Source organism: Dechloromonas sp. ARDL1 (genome assembly GCF_051122455.1).
Classification (GTDB): Bacteria; Pseudomonadota; Gammaproteobacteria; order Burkholderiales; family Rhodocyclaceae; genus Azonexus.
This window is the reverse complement of the sequence record NZ_CP168939.1, coordinates 3094505-3111376: the sequence shown is the minus strand read 5'-3', so window position 1 is coordinate 3111376 and position 16872 is coordinate 3094505. Positions and strand designations below refer to the sequence as shown.

20 protein-coding genes are annotated in these 16872 nt (G+C 61.8%); 9 read left to right on the top strand and 11 right to left on the bottom strand.

Annotated elements, in window-relative coordinates; genetic code table 11:
- Nucleotides 1–62 precede the first annotated feature (62 nt).
- Both AB6Q56_RS15450 and AB6Q56_RS15445 read left to right on the top strand, forming a co-directional pair.
- Entirely contained in the window at nt 63–911 is an 849-nt protein-coding gene (locus AB6Q56_RS15450) for an HDOD domain-containing protein (protein ID WP_434513965.1), read from the top strand.
- A 128-nt stretch (nt 912–1039) separates the two neighbouring features.
- Nucleotides 1040–2932 carry a potassium transporter Kup gene (locus tag AB6Q56_RS15445; RefSeq protein ID WP_434513964.1) on the top strand — a complete coding sequence of 631 codons (1893 nt, stop codon included), beginning with the start codon at nt 1040–1042 and terminating at the stop codon, nt 2930–2932.
- A 27-nt stretch (nt 2933–2959) separates the two neighbouring features.
- Here the strand turns inward: AB6Q56_RS15445 and AB6Q56_RS15440 are convergent, their stop codons facing one another.
- From AB6Q56_RS15440 to AB6Q56_RS15430, 3 genes are all read right to left on the bottom strand, one after another.
- Nucleotides 2960–4084, bottom strand: coding sequence for a GGDEF domain-containing protein (locus AB6Q56_RS15440; protein WP_434513963.1), 1125 nt, complete (start codon nt 4082–4084; stop codon nt 2960–2962).
- 11 nt (nt 4085–4095) lie between these two features.
- Nucleotides 4096–4584: a D-glycero-beta-D-manno-heptose 1-phosphate adenylyltransferase gene (gene rfaE2, locus AB6Q56_RS15435; protein WP_434513962.1), complete on the bottom strand. Its 489-nt coding sequence runs from the start codon at nt 4582–4584 to the stop codon at nt 4096–4098.
- Nucleotides 4585–4672: 88 nt separating this feature from the next.
- Complete coding sequence (locus tag AB6Q56_RS15430) at nt 4673–4984, bottom strand: hypothetical protein (protein ID WP_434513961.1); 312 nt, start codon at nt 4982–4984, stop codon at nt 4673–4675.
- Between the two features lie 303 nt (nt 4985–5287).
- Between AB6Q56_RS15430 and AB6Q56_RS15425 the strand changes: the two genes are divergently transcribed.
- A complete protein-coding gene (locus AB6Q56_RS15425; RefSeq protein ID WP_434513960.1) occupies nt 5288–5845 on the top strand; it encodes a glutathione peroxidase in 558 nt (185 codons plus the stop codon).
- Between the two features lie 77 nt (nt 5846–5922).
- Here AB6Q56_RS15425 and AB6Q56_RS15420 read toward each other — a convergent pair whose 3' ends face one another.
- On the bottom strand, nt 5923–6243 hold the full coding sequence (locus AB6Q56_RS15420) for a hypothetical protein (RefSeq protein ID WP_434513959.1): 321 nt from the start codon (nt 6241–6243) through the stop codon (nt 5923–5925).
- Between the two features lie 150 nt (nt 6244–6393).
- On the opposite strand from AB6Q56_RS15420, the gene AB6Q56_RS15415 reads away from it, so the two are divergent.
- Entirely contained in the window at nt 6394–7374 is a 981-nt protein-coding gene (locus AB6Q56_RS15415) for a response regulator (RefSeq protein WP_434513958.1), read from the top strand.
- A 6-nt stretch (nt 7375–7380) separates the two neighbouring features.
- Here the strand turns inward: AB6Q56_RS15415 and AB6Q56_RS15410 are convergent, their stop codons facing one another.
- The 6 genes from AB6Q56_RS15410 to AB6Q56_RS15385 all read right to left on the bottom strand — a co-directional run bounded on the left by AB6Q56_RS15410 (nt 7381) and on the right by AB6Q56_RS15385 (nt 11557).
- A complete protein-coding gene (locus AB6Q56_RS15410; protein WP_434513957.1) occupies nt 7381–9063 on the bottom strand; it encodes a potassium channel family protein in 1683 nt (560 codons plus the stop codon).
- A gap of 16 nt (nt 9064–9079) precedes the next feature.
- Nucleotides 9080–9463, bottom strand: coding sequence for a DUF6394 family protein (locus AB6Q56_RS15405; protein ID WP_434513956.1), 384 nt, complete (start codon nt 9461–9463; stop codon nt 9080–9082).
- 91 nt (nt 9464–9554) lie between these two features.
- Nucleotides 9555–10223 carry a BON domain-containing protein gene (locus tag AB6Q56_RS15400; RefSeq protein ID WP_434513955.1) on the bottom strand — a complete coding sequence of 223 codons (669 nt, stop codon included), beginning with the start codon at nt 10221–10223 and terminating at the stop codon, nt 9555–9557.
- Nucleotides 10220–10810, bottom strand: a complete 591-nt coding sequence (locus AB6Q56_RS15395) for a phosphoheptose isomerase (protein ID WP_434517168.1) — start codon at nt 10808–10810, stop codon at nt 10220–10222. Before AB6Q56_RS15395 ends, AB6Q56_RS15400 begins: the two co-directional genes overlap by 4 nt.
- Nucleotides 10811–10851: 41 nt before the next feature.
- Nucleotides 10852–11217 carry an HIRAN domain-containing protein gene (locus AB6Q56_RS15390; protein WP_434513954.1) on the bottom strand — a complete coding sequence of 122 codons (366 nt, stop codon included), beginning with the start codon at nt 11215–11217 and terminating at the stop codon, nt 10852–10854.
- On the bottom strand, nt 11195–11557 hold the full coding sequence (locus AB6Q56_RS15385; protein WP_434513953.1) for a YraN family protein: 363 nt from the start codon (nt 11555–11557) through the stop codon (nt 11195–11197). Before AB6Q56_RS15385 ends, AB6Q56_RS15390 begins: the two co-directional genes overlap by 23 nt.
- 10 nt (nt 11558–11567) lie before the next feature.
- Here AB6Q56_RS15385 and rsmI point away from each other — a divergent pair, with 10 nt between their 5' ends.
- From rsmI to AB6Q56_RS15360, 5 genes are all read left to right on the top strand, one after another.
- Nucleotides 11568–12404: a 16S rRNA (cytidine(1402)-2'-O)-methyltransferase gene (gene rsmI / locus AB6Q56_RS15380; protein ID WP_434513952.1), complete on the top strand. Its 837-nt coding sequence runs from the start codon at nt 11568–11570 to the stop codon at nt 12402–12404.
- A 3-nt stretch (nt 12405–12407) separates the two neighbouring features.
- A complete protein-coding gene (locus AB6Q56_RS15375; RefSeq protein ID WP_434513951.1) occupies nt 12408–12728 on the top strand; it encodes a hypothetical protein in 321 nt (106 codons plus the stop codon).
- A gap of 70 nt (nt 12729–12798) precedes the next feature.
- Nucleotides 12799–13830 carry a dihydroorotase gene (gene pyrC / locus AB6Q56_RS15370; protein WP_434513950.1) on the top strand — a complete coding sequence of 344 codons (1032 nt, stop codon included), beginning with the start codon at nt 12799–12801 and terminating at the stop codon, nt 13828–13830.
- Nucleotides 13831–13841: 11 nt separating this feature from the next.
- The gene (locus tag AB6Q56_RS15365; RefSeq protein WP_434513949.1) at nt 13842–14279 is read left to right on the top strand and encodes a hypothetical protein; all 438 of its coding nucleotides are present in this window, start codon (nt 13842–13844) and stop codon (nt 14277–14279) included.
- Nucleotides 14276–15067, top strand: a complete 792-nt coding sequence (locus tag AB6Q56_RS15360; protein ID WP_434513948.1) for a DUF3025 domain-containing protein — start codon at nt 14276–14278, stop codon at nt 15065–15067. The genes AB6Q56_RS15365 and AB6Q56_RS15360 overlap by 4 nt, the downstream gene beginning before the upstream one ends.
- A 64-nt stretch (nt 15068–15131) precedes the next feature.
- On the opposite strand, the gene leuA is transcribed toward AB6Q56_RS15360, so the two are convergent.
- A complete protein-coding gene (gene leuA, locus AB6Q56_RS15355; RefSeq protein ID WP_434513947.1) occupies nt 15132–16817 on the bottom strand; it encodes a 2-isopropylmalate synthase in 1686 nt (561 codons plus the stop codon).
- Between the last annotated feature and the right edge of the window lie 55 nt (nt 16818–16872).

The window sequence follows — 16872 nt, the reverse complement described above, 5'->3', positions numbered from 1 at the left end:
CGACAATAGCCGGGGGCGTTTTGGTTCCCGGCTTCGCCTGAACACCCGTTCAAAGGTATCCCATGACCAACGCCGTCACCTTCAAGGTTCTCGAAGACATCGCCCGCGACCTGTCGGGTTCCGAGATTACCTTCCCGACCTTCCTCGACATCACCTTCCAGGTGCGCAGCGCGCTCAAGGACCCCAACCTGAGCATCGAGCAGTTGGCGAAGCTGGTCGGCGCCGAGCCGCTGATGAGCGCCAAGATCATCCGCATGGCCAACTCGGTGGCATTGAACCCGAGCGGCCGCGAGATCGCCGATGTGAAGAGCGCCATCGTCCGGGTCGGCATGGAGGCGGTGCGCACCGTGTCCTTTGCCGTGGCCATGGAACAGTTGCTGAAGTCCAAGCAGATGCAGCCGTTCGAGGGGATTTCGCAGCGCCTGTGGGAGCACACCTCGCATGTCGCGGCACTGTGTCGCGTCCTGGCCCGCAAGCTGGCCAGGATTAATGGCGACGAGGCAATGTTCACCGGGCTGGTGCACGATCTCGGCGTCTTCTACCTGATGTCCCGCGCTGCCAACTTTCCCGAGCTGGTTAACGACAAGGTCGAGTTGCACGGCCTGCTTGTTGGCTGGCACGACAACATCGGTCATGCACTGCTGTCGGCGCTGGGCTCGCCGGAGCCGGTGCTGGAGGCGGTGCGCGACCACGAGACCGATCGGGAGATCGAGTCTGTCGGTAATCTGTCGGACGTGCTCTACGTCGCCAACAAGATTGCCAACCGCACTTCCTGCTGGCGCGACCCGGAACTCGACGGCGCCGTCGATACCTCGATGCTCGATACCTTGTTCGATGCCGAGACGCTGGCCGAAATCGTCGAGGAATCCGAAGAGGAAGTCCAGTCGCTGAAGGTCGCCCTGGGGGGCTGAGTAAGGCTGACGAGCGCGTACGCTACGCCTGCCGCGCCCTGCGTCGGCGTGCGTATCGCCGGGTCTTGAAATTAGTAGCTTGAGCGGCTCGGACAGAAGGCCGCCAGATAGTCAGGGAACAGCATTCCATGAGCAATCAACACGCGGTCGACGATATTACCGGCAAGCGTTTCGCCGCACTGGCCTTGGCCGCCTTGGGCGTCGTCTATGGCGACATCGGTACCAGCCCCCTCTATGCGGTCAAGGAAGTCTTCGCCGGCAACCACCCGATTCCGGTCAACGAAGCCAATATCTACGGCAGCCTGTCGCTGTTCTTCTGGGCGCTGATCATAGTGGTCTCGGTCAAGTACGTGACGTTCATCATGCGTGCCGACAACCGGGGCGAGGGCGGCATCATGGCGCTGATCGCGCTGGCGCTGCGTACGGTTCAGGACAAGCCGCACCACGCCAAGTGGATCATGATCGTCGGTGTACTCGGCGCGGCGATGTTCTACGGCGATGGCATGGTGACGCCGGCCATTTCGGTGCTCTCGGCCGTCGAAGGGCTGGAGGTCGGGGCACCGGCACTGCACCCCTTCATCATTCCGATTACCATCGTTGTGCTGTTCGGGCTGTTCTTCGTGCAGAAAAGCGGAACCGCCGTGGTCGGCGCCTTCTTCGGGCCGGTCATGCTGATCTGGTTCTCGGTGCTGGCCCTGCTCGGCATCAACAATATCGTTGCTCACCCGGAAATCCTGGCGGCTCTGAATCCGCTTCACGGCTATGAATTCCTGCTCGCCAACAAGGCCATGTCGCTGGTTGCCATGGGCAACGTTGTGCTCGCCGTAACCGGGGCGGAGGCGCTTTACGCTGACATGGGGCACTTCGGCCGCAAGCCGATTTCGCGTGCCTGGTTCGCCTTCGTGTTGCCGGCGCTGGTGCTCAACTACTTTGGACAGGGAGCGGCCATTCTGGCCGACCCGGCGGTAGCCGACAATTCCTTCTACCGGTCTGCTCCGGAGTGGTCGCTTTATCCCTTGATCGGGCTGGCCACCCTGGCGACGGTGATTGCTTCGCAGGCGGTGATTTCCGGTGCCTTCTCGGTGACCCGCCAGGCGATGCAGCTCGGTTTCGTGCCGCGCATGGAGGTGCAGCATACCAACGAGAAGGAGCAGGGGCAGATCTACCTGCCGGCGGTCAACTGGGGCTTGATGATCGCGGTGATGATTCTGGTGCTCGGGTTCAAATCGTCGAACAACCTTGCTGCCGCCTACGGCATTGCGGTTACCGGCGACATGGTCATCACTTCAATCCTGGCTACGGTTGTTGCCGCCAAGGTGTGGGGCTGGGGCTGGATCCGGGCGGGGCTGCTGTTCGCCTGTTTCCTCGCTGTCGAACTCGTTTTCCTGACCGCCAATATTCTGAAGATTCCCGATGGCGGCTGGTTCCCGCTGGTCGCCGGGATGGCGATCTTCATCCTGATGACGACCTGGAAGCGCGGCCGGCAACTGCTCTCGGACCGCCTGCAGGGCGAGCGACTCGAACTGTCGATGTTCATCGATTCGCTGGCTTCGTCGATGCCGACGCGGGTGGCCGGTACCTCGGTGTTCCTCAACGCCGACCCGAAAGGCGTGCCGCATGCCCTGTTGCACAACCTGATGCACAACAAGGTGCTGCACGACCGCGTCGTGCTGGTGTCGGTGCAGTTCTTCGATGTTCCCTACGTGCCGGACATCGATCGGGTCGAGGTGCGCCAGCTCAAGGAGAATTTCTGGAGCGTCATCGTCCAGTACGGCTTCAAGGACGAGCCCGATATCCCGCTGGCGATGAGCATGTGTGCCGATTCGGGGCTGGAATTCAGTTCGCTGGAAACCTCCTACTTCATCGGTCGCGAGACGCTGATCCCCCGCCTGGGTTCCGAAATGGCCTTCTGGCGTGAAAAGATATTCATCGCCATGTTCCGCAACGCTGGTTCGGCGACTGCCTTCTTCAACATTCCGAGCAACCGCGTCGTCGAACTCGGTACCCAGGTCGTCCTGTAACCAGCGAGCGCAGGCCGCGCCAGGCGCTCAGGTCCAGTGGCTGCGGTCGCGGCCTTCCTGCTTGGCGGCGTAGAGTGCCCGATCGGCGCGGCTCAGTGAGGTCAGCTCGTCATCGTCCGGGTGGCGCTGCGTGCAGCCGATGCTGGCCGTGAAGGGGATTGGCCGATGGCTCTCCGGATGTTCGGCCGGTCGGCTGCGGATGGCCTCGAGCAGGCGGCCGACCACGATCTCGGCTGCGTCTACCGGCGTATCGACCAGCATGATGGCGAATTCCTCGCCGCCAATACGCCCCAGTTTGTCGATACTGCGCAATTGTTCCTGCAGCAATGCGGACAAATGGACGAGGACTGCATCGCCGGCCGGATGTCCCAGGCTGTCGTTGATCTGCTTGAAATGGTCGATGTCGATCATGAGCACGGTCAGTGGACTGTTCAGGCGATGACTGCGGGTCAGTTCGCCGGCCAGTGCCGCCATGAAGGCGCGCCGGTTGAGCAGGCCGGTCAGCGAATCGGTCGTCGCCAGGTAGCGCAACTCTTCTTCCAGTGCCGCGCGCTGGATGATTTCCTTCTCGAGGTGATCGCGTTCAGCGGTGAGCGCAGTATTTTGGTCCTGCAGCCGGATCTGGTAGCGTTCGAGTAGAACCTCCGACCAGCACAGCACGCCGGTGGTCATCAACGCCAGGATGGTGTAGCGGACAATGAAAACCGACGAGTAGGCTTGGGCTCCGTCCAGACTGCCTGCCTGAAACATCAGGGCGCAGGCGATGGCAATCGCGCCGACCGACCAGGCAGTCCCTTCGCGCGGCGGCAGCAGCATGATCGAGGTGAGTGGCACGGTCAGAAACCACAAACTGCGTGCATGTTCAGTGCCCGAAAAGGTGACCAGATAGAGGGTCAAGGCGGTATGGCAGGCGATGCCCGGGCGAATGGCCCGGTAACCCCCTCGTTTTTGCCAGAGCGTGAAGGCGCCGATGGTCACGGCCAGCGCGCTCAAAGTGCCCAGTATCATGAGTGCCGGGCTGTATTCCGCAATGCCGGTACCGATCCCGTAGCCGATGATGGGCAAGCCGATGACAAAAAAAGCCGCAGCTCGCAGGCGGGTTTGCTGCTCCCGCTCGCTGAGGCTCTCGGCTTCGCTGGCTGGCAAGGTCAAGGTTCGTCTGCCTAGAGCCGCCGGATTTTTTCCAGCAGTGCCGTTGTTGATTTCTGGTGGATGAAAGGGATCGAATGGACGCTGCCGCCCCAGCTTCGAACCTCCTGGCAGCCGACAATCTTGTCGATCGGCCAGTCGCCACCCTTGACCAGAATTTCTGGCCGGCATTCCAGAATGCGCTGGAGTGGCGTGTCTTCGTCGAACCAGGTGACCAGCGAGACGCAGCCGAGCGAGGCCATCACGGCAAGCCGGTCTTCAAGGGCATTGACCGGGCGGTCGTCGCCCTTGCCAAGTCGCTTGACCGAGGCATCTGTATTCAGCGCGACGACCATGGTGGTACCCAGGGCTGCCGCCTGGGCCAGGTAGGTTACGTGGCCGCGATGCAGGATGTCGAAGCAGCCGTTTGTGAACACCAGCGGACGAGAGAGTTTGGCAGCACGTGCGGCGAGTTGCTCGGGCGGGCAGATTTTGGTTTCGAAACCAGGGGGCGCGTAGGACATGGTGTGTGTGACGTAGGCAATGCCGCCATTTTAGTGCCTGTTCGGGGTGGTTGCATGAAAAGCGAATGCGCCTGGCTTGCACTCCGCTTCAGTGCGTATTACGCCGCAGGATGGCATCAAGTTCTGGGCAATGGGCTGCGCGGTTGGCGCATATCTGCTGTCCGATGCGCAGTGCTTCATCAACCTCGCGTGCCGCCGCCGAGTGCTCCAGCAGCATTGGGAAATGGTGTTGCGCATTACAGACCTTGAAGATCTGTATAAGCACGTTGCTGCAAGCTTGATAGTAGTTGGGGTCGAGGCGGACGTTGCGAGCCCCGCTGTCGCAGTCGTCTACGTAGGCGGCTGCCCGGCTGGCGGTTGCCGCTAGAGATTCGATATCCAGTTGGCTGCAATAGGTCATGGTCCGCTCCTGTGGATTAGCCCGGCAAATCTGCCTGTCACGTGTGTACTAACGTCATGCCTCGTCAAAGGTTGAGTCTTGTTCGAGGGCGAAACAAAGCGATACAAATCCGGCATGTGGCGTCATTGAATATCCTCGGCCAGCGAACGATGTGGTGTGAAGACTGTCAATCCATCCATGGCTTGAGCTTTGTAGACACGGGGCAGGGCGGCCGCTCGCCAGCTTGTCGGCTTGTTGAGCGGATGTCGGCGGTATGGTTTCTGCCGGGTAATTTTTCCCGGATGAAACGGACAGGGGGTGGAGATGAACGGTTTTCTGAAACGCTGCTTCGGTAGCATCGCCCTGCTTTGGGTTGGTATGTTGCCTGCAGGGGCAGCGGCAGGCTGTCCGCCGCTGCTTGAACATACCTTCAGCGTTCTGCAGGATGGCAAGCCGATGCCGCTGTGCCAATATGCAGGCAAGGTGATTCTCGTCGTCAATACCGCCAGCTACTGTGGCTTTACCTCACAGTACGATGGCCTGGAAAAGCTATATGCCCGCCTCAAGGACAAGGGATTGGTGGTCCTCGGTTTTCCGTCCAACGATTTCGGCGAGCAGGAACCGGGGAGCGACAAGGAGATCGCCGATTTTTGCCGGCTGACCTATGGAGTCGAGTTCCCTATGGCCGGCAAGACGGTCGTCAAGGGCAGGGATGCCAACCCCTTCTATCGGCAGTTGGCCGAGATCACGGGTAGTCGGCCAAAATGGAATTTCCACAAATACCTGATCAATCGCGAGGCGACGCAGGTAGTCGCTTATACCAGCTTCACCAAGCCCGACGACCAGGCGTTGCTGAAGATGATCGACGAATTTCTCAAGTAATGGCGTCCAGTCCGGGGGGGCTACATGAGGCTGGGCGCATGGCGAACGCGTATCGCCTCGCGCCCGAATGTCCCGCTTCAGGCGTGCATCGGCCGGGGGCGCAGTCCCCCTTCAATGGCGCAGTCCAGGCGCCTGCGCAATGTTATGGCAACTTCGTCGGGAGGGGTTTCTGACAGCGTGAAACAGGTGTCGGTCAGGCTCTCGATCAGATCGTATAGCCAGGCCCGCTCCCAGGTTTCATCGGTCAAATCGGTTACCGTCTCGCGGCTTTGATCGATCCCCATGGCATCGATCAACTCTTGCATCAGGTCGTGAACGACGGAGTGCACGTCCGGTCTGGGGGCGGAATTGTCCAGGTGGAGACGGGCTTTTTCGAGCGATGAGAGGACGCGCTTCATTCGATTGGTCATTCGAGGCTGGTGCGGGATGCTCAGCCAGATGTTAATGATCGGCAGCCGGGATCTATCCCTAAAGTTAGGGGTGTGGTTGATTAAATAAAACGATAAAATCGTCACAAATAATTGGTTGTGGTGTTTATGCCGCCTCAAATGCAAAAATTGCTGTGTGTGGAGCCATCCCTAACCCAGCAGGCGATCGTTCGGCAGATGGCGGCGCAATATGGACTCGATTGTGTTGTCTGCTTTGGTGAAGCCGATGCCTTGCGCATGCTGGAGGATGACTACGCCTTGATGATCGTGGCCAACGAGCTGGCCGATGGCGATAGTCTGCAGCTCATCGAGGCGGTTCGCTTGTCGGTCGAGACGGCAATGTTGCCTGTCGCTTTCGTGACCGGTAACGAAGACCGCGCGCTGGCTAACGCTGCGATGCGCGCCGGGGCAACGGAAGTATTTTTACGGCGTGACCCGGGGGCCTTGGGTGACTTCATTGCCGCCTATGTGGCGGATCGTGAGCAAGCACATTTCAGCGGTCGGGTCTTGGTGCTCGAGGACTCGGAGTCGCATGCCAGCTATATGGTGCATCTGTGCCGTGCGCTCGGGTTAGAGGTTGACGTCTGCACCAGTGTCAAGGCAGGCCTGGCGCGCTACCGTCGGGGAAAATACCAGTTGCTCATCGTCGATGTCGTTCTGGAGGGCATACAAAGCGGAATCAGCATGGTGCGGGATATTCGCGAACGCCACCTGGACGGTCGGCAGCCCATTCTCGTCATGTCGGGCTATGACGATCTCCCGCGGCGTTTGCTGGCTTTGAAAAGCGGTGCGGATGATTTCATCAGCAAGCCTTTTTCCCCGGAGGAGTTCATCTGGCGTCTGACCAAGCTTCTGCGCGCCTACGCGCTATCCGATGCCGGGCCGGTTTCACCGATGCCCGAAGGACAGGATTTCATGTCCCTGCTGTCGCACCGGGAGCGGGAAATAGCCGAAAGGATACTGGCGGCCAAGACCGACAAGGAAATTGCCCGCGAAATGGGCATTTCCTTCTGGACGGTACGTAGCCATATCGAACAGATTTTCATCAAGACCGGCGCCCACAATCGTCGCGACCTGATCGTGCGTTATCGCGGAAAGTAAGGGCCGTCAGCGCGCGGCCAGCAGCTTGCCGAGCAGGCTCCCGGAATGCTCCCGGCCGCTCAGGACATACTCCAGTTCATTGGCGTTGCGCAGGGTCAGTTCCAGATTGCGTTGGGCTGCCAGAGGGCTGGCAAACAACAGCTGGTCACCGGCCTGCAGCCTGAAATCTGCGGCCGGTAACAGAAAGTAGTCGCTGCCTCGCTCGACAAGCAGGGGCACGACAGGCAGACGACGTTCACGATCGGCGCCATCGCGCAGAATATCGCCAAGGCATATTGACTGGTTGTGCATGAGCGCTTGCCACAGGGCGGTTGCTTCGGTTGCATTCAGGCGGTTGTCCCAGATCACCGGGGTCAGGCCCTCGCAATCAGCGTGCAGGCTCTCAGCCAGTTCTCGGCAGCGTGCTCCATCTATGCTCTGAACCCTGTCCAGGAAGTGGGAGAGCAGCGGCGCGGTCAGGATCGCAATGCACTCCCGGGCGATGATGCGACTTGGGAGTACCGTGAAGTCGGCGCCATAGGCCGTAAACAGCGCCTCATTGGCAGCCTGGTTCTGACGGGCAACGACAAATAGGGAGGGATTGAGTTCGCTGGCGGTGACTGCGATCGACAAGTTGTTGACGTCGTTGTTGCTGCCGGCAACGATACCGCTGGCCTTGTCGATGCCGGCCTGGCGCAGCGTGCCGGCTTCGGTTCCGTCTCCGGCAATATTCTGGTCGGCGTCGCGGGCGGTGGGGTCGATGATCGTCAGCGTGATACCGGTATCACGCAGGCGGTTGGCTACGGCATGGCCAAACCGACCGTAGCCGCACAGAATCCAGTGCCCGCGCGGTGGCAGGTGCGGTTCGGGGATCGGCGTCTCGGGCAAGCTGGTCAGCAGTTCGATCAGGCGAAAGCGCTCGGGGGCGGCGACCGCCAGCGCCAGTCGCTCGGCAAAGCGCTCGTAGGGATTGATGATGTGATCGGTACCGAATGAAGCCATGTTGGCGGCGATGCTAGCCTGCTCGGCACGGGCGATGACAGGAATGTCGGGATTGAGCAGGCGAACGGCAATGGCAATCGCCAGATTGGCCTGTTCGTCGTCGGTGACGGCCAGAAGTCCGCGGCATTTGGGGTGTTTCAGTCCTGCCAGACGGAGGTTTTCGGGAAGCCGGGCATCAGCGGCGAGGGCCGGGGTGTCGGTCTTAAAATCGAGCAGGTCGAGTTCCTCGACGCGCAATTCATCCTTTTCGATGACCACGAATGCTTGCCCGATGTGGTCGAAACTGCGGGCGATCAGGCTGCCGGTCTCGCCGCAGCCGCAAATCAGGTAGAAATCCTGGCGGATGTGGCGGACCCGGCGGGCGAAGCGGTTGGTGGTCAGCGTATTCTGGAAACCCTTGTCTTGCAGCAATGCGATCAGCGTCACTACCGAATAGGACCAGCCGATCACCGTCAGGTAGATGCAGAAGGTGACCCACAGCCGCTGGGCATCGGAAAAGGCGACCGGGATTTCGCCAAAACCGATGGTGGTTGCCGTATAGCTGATGAAGTAAAAGGCGTGGAAAAAGCTCATCGGCGCCGTGGTTTTTCCCTCGGCATCGACACCGGGTACGAGCGTCAGCCCGAACACCGAGACGGCATAGATCACGATGAGAACGATGATCGGCGCCCGCATGCGGCGCAGAACGAGGAAGAAGGCGCTATTCACGCTGTGCTCCGATGCACTAGCGGCGCAGCATCACGGTTTCGATGATCAGGATGATGACCGAGACGATATTGGCGAACAGCGCTCCGCCGGACAGTGACACCACGCTGGATGTCACATGGGCGGTCATGCCGACGCCGGTGATATGCACGGCGATGCCCCAGGTGATGGCAGCAGCGATCAGTTGCAGGTCGGCGACCAGGCTGGTCGACAGGTGGATGGCGCCGATCTGGGTACGGTCGCCGAACTTGAGGGCGGTAGCGATCAGGCTGACGACCAGTGCGGCGGCCAGTTCGTAGACGCTATGCAATTCCGGGTTGGCGATATCGCCGATGAAAAAACCGAAATTGAGTGTTGCAGCCAGCAGGATGAAAAAACCGAAAATGACTTTTTCGAGATTCATGAAACCCCTTTATCCAAAATGAACAGGGCGCCCCGATATGGCCGGGGCGCCCTGTCAGCTTACTCCTGTTCGATTGCCGAGAACTCGCGAATCAGCGATTCTCGACCGGCGCGCTCGGTGGGGGCGCGTTGCGGGCACCCAACACCTGGTTGTCGAGGCGGCGGGTTTCCTCATCGCTGACGACCTCCAGCGCATTGACCACCTTGACGACACCGGCCGTGGTACGGGCGACAGCGATGGCGACCTTGGCTTCGCGTTCGTTGACGATGCCCATCAGGTAAACGATTCCGCGCTCGGTCAGCACCTTGATGTGGTTGGCCGACAACTGGTTGGTGTCCACCAGGCGAGCCTTGACCTTGGAGGTGATGAAGCTGTCGTTGCTGCGGCTGGAGAGCGGCGTGGCCGGGCCGATGCCCAGCTCGTTGAAGACATCCTTGACCCCTTCGATCTTGCGCACTTCCGCTTCGATGCTGGCCTTGGCATCCTCGTTCGGTACTTCGCCCGTGATCAGGATGCGGCGGTTGAAGGCGGTGAAGTTGGCATGCGCCTGCTTGGCGTATTGGGCCGGAACATGGTTGTTGGCCTTCCATTCCATCGTTTCGTCGTCGGTCTGCGTGCCGGTCGAGCGGCGATCATGGGCTGACATGACGCTGGCAGCGGCTGCCGTGCTCAGTAGCGCTGCTTCGACGCAGCCTTGCAGCGCGGGCAGGGCGACGACCAAGGCCAATACGGCCAGGTTGAGTTTGGCTTTTTGCATCATTCGACTCCCAGAAGTAGTGCATCGATGCCGTCGCACAAGCAGTGGACGATCAGCAGGTGGGTTTCCTGGATGCGCGCCGTGCGGTCGGCTGGCACGCAGAGGTGGATGTCGTCGTCGAGCAGCATGTCGCCGATCTGGCCACCGCCCTTGCCGGTCAGGGCGATGACGCGCATGTCAGCCTCGTGGGCGGCCTTGATCGCCTCGATGACGTTGCCGGAGTTGCCGGAGGTCGAGATGGCGAGCAGTACGTCGCCAGCATGGCCGAGGCCGCGTACCTGCTTGGAGAAAATCTGGTTGAACGAATAGTCGTTGGCGATGGCGGTCAGGATCGAGCTGTCGGTGGTCAGCGCGATGGCAGCCAGTTCCTGGCGCTCGGCCTCGAAGCGACCGATCAGTTCAGCAGCGAAATGCTGCGCGTCGCCGGCCGAGCCGCCGTTACCGCAGGCGAGGATCTTGCCGCCATTGATCAGGCTGTTGGTCATCGTCTCGATGGCGGCGGCGATCGGAGCGGCCATCATTTCAACCGCGTTGAGCTTGGTGTGGGCGCTGTCTTCAAAATTCTTGGCAACGCGGGCAATCAGGTCCATATCGTTCGGGCTTTTGTGTCTTTCAATCAAGGCATTCTACCTCACAGCTCGACGAAGACCTCGAAGGTCACCCGCAACCATGGATTTTGGTTGTCGTTTACCGACGACACGCGTGCGGTCAATCGCTCGCCGATATCCATGGCGTCGGCAATCAAGCGGTTTTGGGCGCGCGGCACGTAGCCTAGCTTCTGCCCCCGCCATTCGACGCGGATGGCGTTGCGGTCATGGCGGTTGTCCGGTTCGCGCACCAGTGCCAGAGCATCTCCAGCGCGGATTTCCTGCCATACCGCGCTTAAAGCGTAATACTGGCTGCCAGCCAGCGGCGAACTCTGGATCAGGGCGCGCACGCCATCCGCGTGTGCGCCGCCCAGCCAGGCGAGCAGGCTAAGCGTCAGCAGCAAACGCATCTTTGAGCCACTCCAGTCGTTCGCCGTCAATCAGCACGCAATCGAAGCGGCAATCGCACGCTGCTTTGCCAGCCAGATAGTGCTGGGCGGCAAGAATGATGCGGCGCTGCTTGCTGGCGGTGATGCTGGCCCCGGCGCCACCGAAATCGCTCCGGCTGCGCTGGCGCACCTCGACGAAAACCAGCGTCTTGCCGTCGCGGCAGATCAGGTCAATCTCGCCGCCGCGTACACGAAAATTGCGCTCGACGATGCACAACCCGTGGCGTTCGAGATACCGGGCGGCGCGCGCCTCGGCTTCGCGGCCGCGGGCGGTGGTGGTATCGTTGGTCTTTACCTGCATTCCAGAAAAAATGACGGAAGAATTTGCCGCATTGTATGTCGTCCCGACGCCGCTCGGGAACCTTGCCGACCTGACGCGCCGGGCCGAGGAAGTCCTGCGCACCGTGCCCTGGGTCGCCGCCGAGGATACCCGGCACAGCGGCCCCTTGCTCAAGCAGATCGGCGCGCAGGCGCGCACCCTGCCGGCGCACCAGCACAATGAACACGAGGCCGCTGTGCGCATCGTCGAACGCTTGCAGGCCGGCGAATCGGTGGCGCTCATTTCCGATGCCGGCACCCCGGGAATTTCCGATCCCGGTGCCCGCATCGTCGCCGCCGTGCGCGCCGCCGGCTGCAAGGTCGTGCCGCTGCCCGGCCCGTGCGCCGCGACGACCGCCCTGTCGGCCTCCGGCCTGCTCGACGAGCATTTCCTGTTCTACGGCTTCCTGCCCTCCAAGGGCGGCCAACGCCGGCAGGCGCTGGAGGAACTGCGCGACACGCCTTGCGCCCTGGTTTTCTACGAGGCGCCGCATCGCGTACTCGAAACCGTGACCGACATGGCAGCGGTATTCGGCGAGCGCACCCTGGTCATCGCCCGCGAACTGACCAAGCTGTTCGAAACCGTGCATTCGCTGCCGCTGGGCCAAGCCCTCGACTGGCTGAAGGAAGACCCCAACCGCCAGCGCGGCGAGTTCGTGCTGATGCTCTCGGGCGCCCCGAAAGGCGGCGACGACGGCGAAGGCGAACGGGTGCTCAAGCTGCTGCTCGCCGACGGCTTGCCGACCAAGCAGGCGGCGAAGCTGGCCGCGGCGATCACCGGCGCAGCGAAAAATGCGCTGTACGAGCGGGCGCTGCTTCTGAAAGAGTGAGGCATGGGCATCAGACTGACGCCGGTCGTTATTCGCTCACGGGCGGGACGCTGGGCCCTGTCGGTGCTGGCTATCCTGTGGGCGGTGGCCGGCTGGTGGATCGTTGTCGACGGGAGCCTGATGCTGTCGAACAGCAAGTACTCGCGGAATGCCGCACTGATCGATGGCGGGCAGGCCTTGTTCATGGCGCTTGTCTTCTTGTCACTGTCGACGGTGGCAGCCGCGGTAGTCCTGCAGAGTCTGCAGGCCAGCAGGCTCTGGTACCGACTGCTGCTGTGCGCCAACCTCGGCTTGCCCGTGGCTGCCTGGTTTGCCCTCCATTGAGAGGGGCGACTCTTCGTTGTGTCGGGCAACGGGCTGTTAAAATGGCAGAAGAATGTTTTCGGAAATCCACATGCAACTGACCATCACCCGCCCCGACGACTGGCATCTCCACCTGCGCGACGGTGAAGCGCTGGCCGCTGTCCTGCCGCACACCGCCCGCCAGTTCGGCCGCGCCATCGTCATGCCCAACCTGAAGCCGCCGGTCACCACCGTTGACCAAGCTGCTGCCTACCGCGACCGCATTCTCGCGGCCTTGCCGACGGGCATGGCTTTCGAGCCGTTGATGACGCTGTACCTGACCGACAACACGCCACCCAGCGAAGTGGCCAAGGCCGCCGACTCCGGTTTCGTCAAGGCAGTGAAGCTGTACCCGGCGGGGGCGACGACCAATTCCGACGCCGGTCTGACCGACATCGCCAAGGCCTACGATACGCTGGCCGAGATGGAGCGTGTCGGATTGCCGCTATTGGTGCATGGCGAAGTGACCGATCAGAAGGTCGACCTCTTCGACCGCGAGAAGGTCTTCATCGACACCGTGCTGCTGCCGCTGACGCAGCGTTTCCCGAAGCTACGCGTGGTCATGGAGCACATCACGACGAAAGATGCTGCCGAATTCGTGGCCGCGACGCCGGCCAACGTCGGCGCGACGATCACTGCCCATCATCTGCTGTATAACCGCAATGCCATCTTCCAGGGCGGCGTGCGGCCGCACTGGTATTGCCTGCCGGTTCTGAAGCGCGAGACGCATCGCGAGGCGCTGGTCGCTGCGGCGATTTCCGGCAATCCGAAGTTCTTCCTCGGCACCGACTCGGCGCCGCATGCCAAGGGGGCCAAGGAGGCGGCCTGCGGCTGCGCAGGCTGCTACACGGCCTATGCGGCCATCGAACTGTATGCCGAAGCCTTCGAACAGGCTGGGGCGCTCGACAAGCTGGAAGGCTTTGCCAGCTTCCACGGCCCGGACTGGTACGGCTTGCCGCGCAACGCCGACCAAATCACGCTGGCCAAGCAAGAGTGGGCCGTGCCGGGCGAGTATCCGTATCTCGCCACCGACAGCATCGTGCCGCTGCGGGCCGGCGAAACCCTGTCCTGGAAAATGCTCTGAGGAAACCGACCATGCGTCTGCGCACTCTTCTCCTGCCGCTGCTTGCCCTGCCGCTACTGTCAGCCTGTGTGAATGATGGCGCGACGTATGAAATCGACGGCACCCGCGAGCATGTCCTTTCGCTGATTCGCGAGCAGCCGTATTTCTGGGACAGCAAGCTCAATCTCTACCTGGTCGTTTCCCGGATGCCGGCCTGCATGCGTCGACACAGCCTGGGGCCGGCAACGGAGAAGACCAAGGTCGAGGTCTACCAGGTGCCGTCGGGTGCCTTTGTCATCAAGGTCGGCAAGAAGATGTTCGCGACGGAAACGCAAACGTGCGAGAGCTTCGCCAAGATGGACAGCGAGCCGCCGGAAGGCCTGGGAAGCTTGAAAGGCACCTTCCGTCAGAAGAAGGGCGTGCTCGTTTTCGTCAAGGAAGACGAGGCGGATAATTCTGCTGAAGAGTGAGCGCCTGCTCACACTGCACGGGTTTCCTGTTCGACCCGTTGCGCGTCTGGCTGGATAGACTTCCGGCACGGCCCGACACAGCGGCCGTGGCCGAATTGGCCGAGCGCTTTCCGCTATATCTCGACAACGGGCAGCGGATTCGTTTCGTGCCACCGCAGGCCGATGGGCGAATTTACGAGTGCCGCATCCATGAGTCTGGCGAGGTCGAGACCCGCCGGGACAACTGGCACGACTTCTTCAATGCCCTGGTCTGGCTGACTTTTCCACAAACCAAGAAGGCGATCAGCGCCGCTCATGTCCGCGCCATGCAGGCGCCGGGCGAATTGCGGGGCAAGGTGCGTGATGCACTGACCCATTTCGACGAATGCGGGATTGCCGTCCTGTCGAGCCGGCCGGACCTGCTCGAATACCTGCGCGGGTTTCGCTGGAAGGCGCTGTTCATCGAACATCGCGACGACGTCCGGCGCCATATGCGTTTCGTGGTCTTCGGTCACGCCACCTACGAACAGTTGTTGGCCCCGTTTCGCGGCCTGACTGCCAAGGCCTTGCTCTATCCGGTGGAAGAAGCCTGGCTGGCGCAGCCGGCGGCCGATTTGAGCCGCGCGGTGGATGGTTTGCTAGCGGCCGATGTCGAAGCCGGCCGCGTCGCTCGCTCGGCCGATCTGCAGCCCTTGCCCTTGCTGGGCATTCCGGGTGTTGTCGCGGACAGCGAAAACCCGGCCTATTACGACGATACCTGGCAATTCCGTCCGGGGCGGCGGCAGTGGAAGCCGCCGGGCGAGGCCTGATTCGGCGACCTCGGCCAAATGCCCCGGCGAGCGGCCCGGTGGGGGGCTCGCCGGGGTCTGACGATCAGGCTGCCTGCCGGACGCCGCCGGCGACCTTGAGGCGGTTGATGCCGCTGACGATGGCCTTGATCGACGCGGTGACGATGTTGCTGTCGATACCGACCCCGAAGCTTTCTCCCTTGCCGGTTGCGGCCATCTCGACAAAGGCGCAGGCGCGGGCATTGCCGTCCTCGCCCATCGGCACCATCGAACGTTCCTCGTAGTTGCGCACCTGGACCTTGATGCCGGCGCTTTCGAGGGCGTGCATCGTCGCGTTGATCGGGCCGTTGCCTTCGCCGGTGAGAATGTGTGGCGTACCGTCGATGTCGACCGAGAGGCGGATGCCTTGCGCGCTGCCATGCTCGTAGAGGTGGTGCTCGCGATAGCGGACGGCGTGCTCGGCCTCAAGATAGGTCTGGCTGAAGATGTTCCAGATGTCGTCGGCGCTGACTTCGCCGCCGTGCTTGTCGGTATGTTGTTGCACGACGCCGGAAAACTCGACCTGGAGGCGACGCGGCATGACCACGCCGTACTCGGTTTCCATGAGGTAAGCGATGCCCCCCTTGCCGGACTGGCTGTTCACGCGGATCACCGAGTCGTAGCTGCGGCCGACGTCGGCCGGGTCGATAGGGAGATAAGGCACTGCCCATTGCTCGTCCGCCTTTTGAGCAGAGAACCCCTTCTTGATGGCGTCCTGGTGGGAGCCGGAGAAGGCCGTGAAAACGAGATCCCCGACGTATGGGTGGCGCGGATGGATCGGGAGCTGGCTACAGTGTTCGAAGGTGCGCGCAACGGCGTTGATGTCCGAGAAATCGAGGCCCGGATGGACGCCTTGCGTGTACATGTTGAGGGCGAGGGTGACGAGGTCGACGTTGCCGGTGCGCTCGCCGTTGCCGAAAAGGCAGCCCTCGACGCGATCGGCGCCGGCCATGAGGCCGAGTTCGGCGGCGGCGACGGCGGTGCCGCGGTCGTTGTGCGGGTGGAGGCTGATGATCACGCTGTCGCGTCGGGCGAGGTTGCGGTGCATCCACTCGATCTGGTCGGCGTAGATATTCGGCGTGGCGATCTCGACCGTGGTCGGGAGGTTGAGGATGACCTTGCGCTGCGGCGTCGCGCCCCAGGTCGCGGTGACGGCGTCGCAGACTTCCTTGGCGAAATCGAGTTCGGTGGCGGTGAAGAGCTCCGGGCTGTATTCGAGGGTGATCTCGGTTTCCGGCATCTCGTCGGCAAGCGTGCGGATGAGGCGTACCGCATCGGTGGCCATGGCGACGACCTCGGCCTTGCTCATGTTGAAGACCGTTTCGCGGAAGGTCGGGCAGGTGGCGTTATAGACGTGAACGATGGCCTTTTTCGCGCCCTTGAGCGATTCGAAGGTGCGGCGGATGAGGTGCTCCCGCGCCTGGGTGAGTACTTCGATGGTCACGTCGTCGGGAATATGGCCGCCTTCGATGAGGCTGCGCACGAAACCGAATTCGGTTTCCGAGGCCGACGGGAAGGCGATTTCGATTTCCTTGAAGCCGATGTCGCAGAGCATCTTGAACATGCGCATCTTCTTGTCGGCGTTCATCGGCTCGAAAAGCGCCTGGTTGCCGTCGCGGAGATCGGTGCTCATCCAGATCGGCGCCTTGTCGATGACGCGGTTCGGCCACTGGCGGTCAGCGATTTGAACCGGTGGGAAGGCGGTGTATTTGGTGTTGGGGGTGGAAATCATGGCTTGCTCCTGAAGGCTTGATCGATGGCGAAAGTTTAGGCCAAATCTGCGGGCA

Excerpts from the sequence above, each read along its gene's own strand:
- AB6Q56_RS15450 (WP_434513965.1), top strand. The coding sequence starts at position 63 with ATGACCAACGCCGTCACCTTCAAGGTTCTCGAAGACATCGCCCGCGAC.
- AB6Q56_RS15445 (WP_434513964.1), top strand. The coding sequence starts at position 1,040 with ATGAGCAATCAACACGCGGTCGACGATATTACCGGCAAGCGTTTCGCC.
- rfaE2 (WP_434513962.1), bottom strand. The coding sequence starts at position 4,584 with ATGTCCTACGCGCCCCCTGGTTTCGAAACCAAAATCTGCCCGCCCGAG.
- AB6Q56_RS15430 (WP_434513961.1), bottom strand. The coding sequence starts at position 4,984 with ATGACCTATTGCAGCCAACTGGATATCGAATCTCTAGCGGCAACCGCC.
- AB6Q56_RS15425 (WP_434513960.1), top strand. The coding sequence starts at position 5,288 with ATGAACGGTTTTCTGAAACGCTGCTTCGGTAGCATCGCCCTGCTTTGG.
- AB6Q56_RS15420 (WP_434513959.1), bottom strand. The coding sequence starts at position 6,243 with ATGAAGCGCGTCCTCTCATCGCTCGAAAAAGCCCGTCTCCACCTGGAC.
- AB6Q56_RS15415 (WP_434513958.1), top strand. The coding sequence starts at position 6,394 with ATGCAAAAATTGCTGTGTGTGGAGCCATCCCTAACCCAGCAGGCGATC.
- AB6Q56_RS15405 (WP_434513956.1), bottom strand. The coding sequence starts at position 9,463 with ATGAATCTCGAAAAAGTCATTTTCGGTTTTTTCATCCTGCTGGCTGCA.
- AB6Q56_RS15400 (WP_434513955.1), bottom strand. The coding sequence starts at position 10,223 with ATGATGCAAAAAGCCAAACTCAACCTGGCCGTATTGGCCTTGGTCGTC.
- AB6Q56_RS15395 (WP_434517168.1), bottom strand. The coding sequence starts at position 10,810 with ATGGACCTGATTGCCCGCGTTGCCAAGAATTTTGAAGACAGCGCCCAC.
- AB6Q56_RS15390 (WP_434513954.1), bottom strand. The coding sequence starts at position 11,217 with ATGCGTTTGCTGCTGACGCTTAGCCTGCTCGCCTGGCTGGGCGGCGCA.
- AB6Q56_RS15385 (WP_434513953.1), bottom strand. The coding sequence starts at position 11,557 with ATGCAGGTAAAGACCAACGATACCACCACCGCCCGCGGCCGCGAAGCC.
- rsmI (WP_434513952.1), top strand. The coding sequence starts at position 11,568 with ATGACGGAAGAATTTGCCGCATTGTATGTCGTCCCGACGCCGCTCGGG.
- AB6Q56_RS15375 (WP_434513951.1), top strand. The coding sequence starts at position 12,408 with ATGGGCATCAGACTGACGCCGGTCGTTATTCGCTCACGGGCGGGACGC.
- pyrC (WP_434513950.1), top strand. The coding sequence starts at position 12,799 with ATGCAACTGACCATCACCCGCCCCGACGACTGGCATCTCCACCTGCGC.
- AB6Q56_RS15365 (WP_434513949.1), top strand. The coding sequence starts at position 13,842 with ATGCGTCTGCGCACTCTTCTCCTGCCGCTGCTTGCCCTGCCGCTACTG.
- leuA (WP_434513947.1), bottom strand. The coding sequence starts at position 16,817 with ATGATTTCCACCCCCAACACCAAATACACCGCCTTCCCACCGGTTCAA.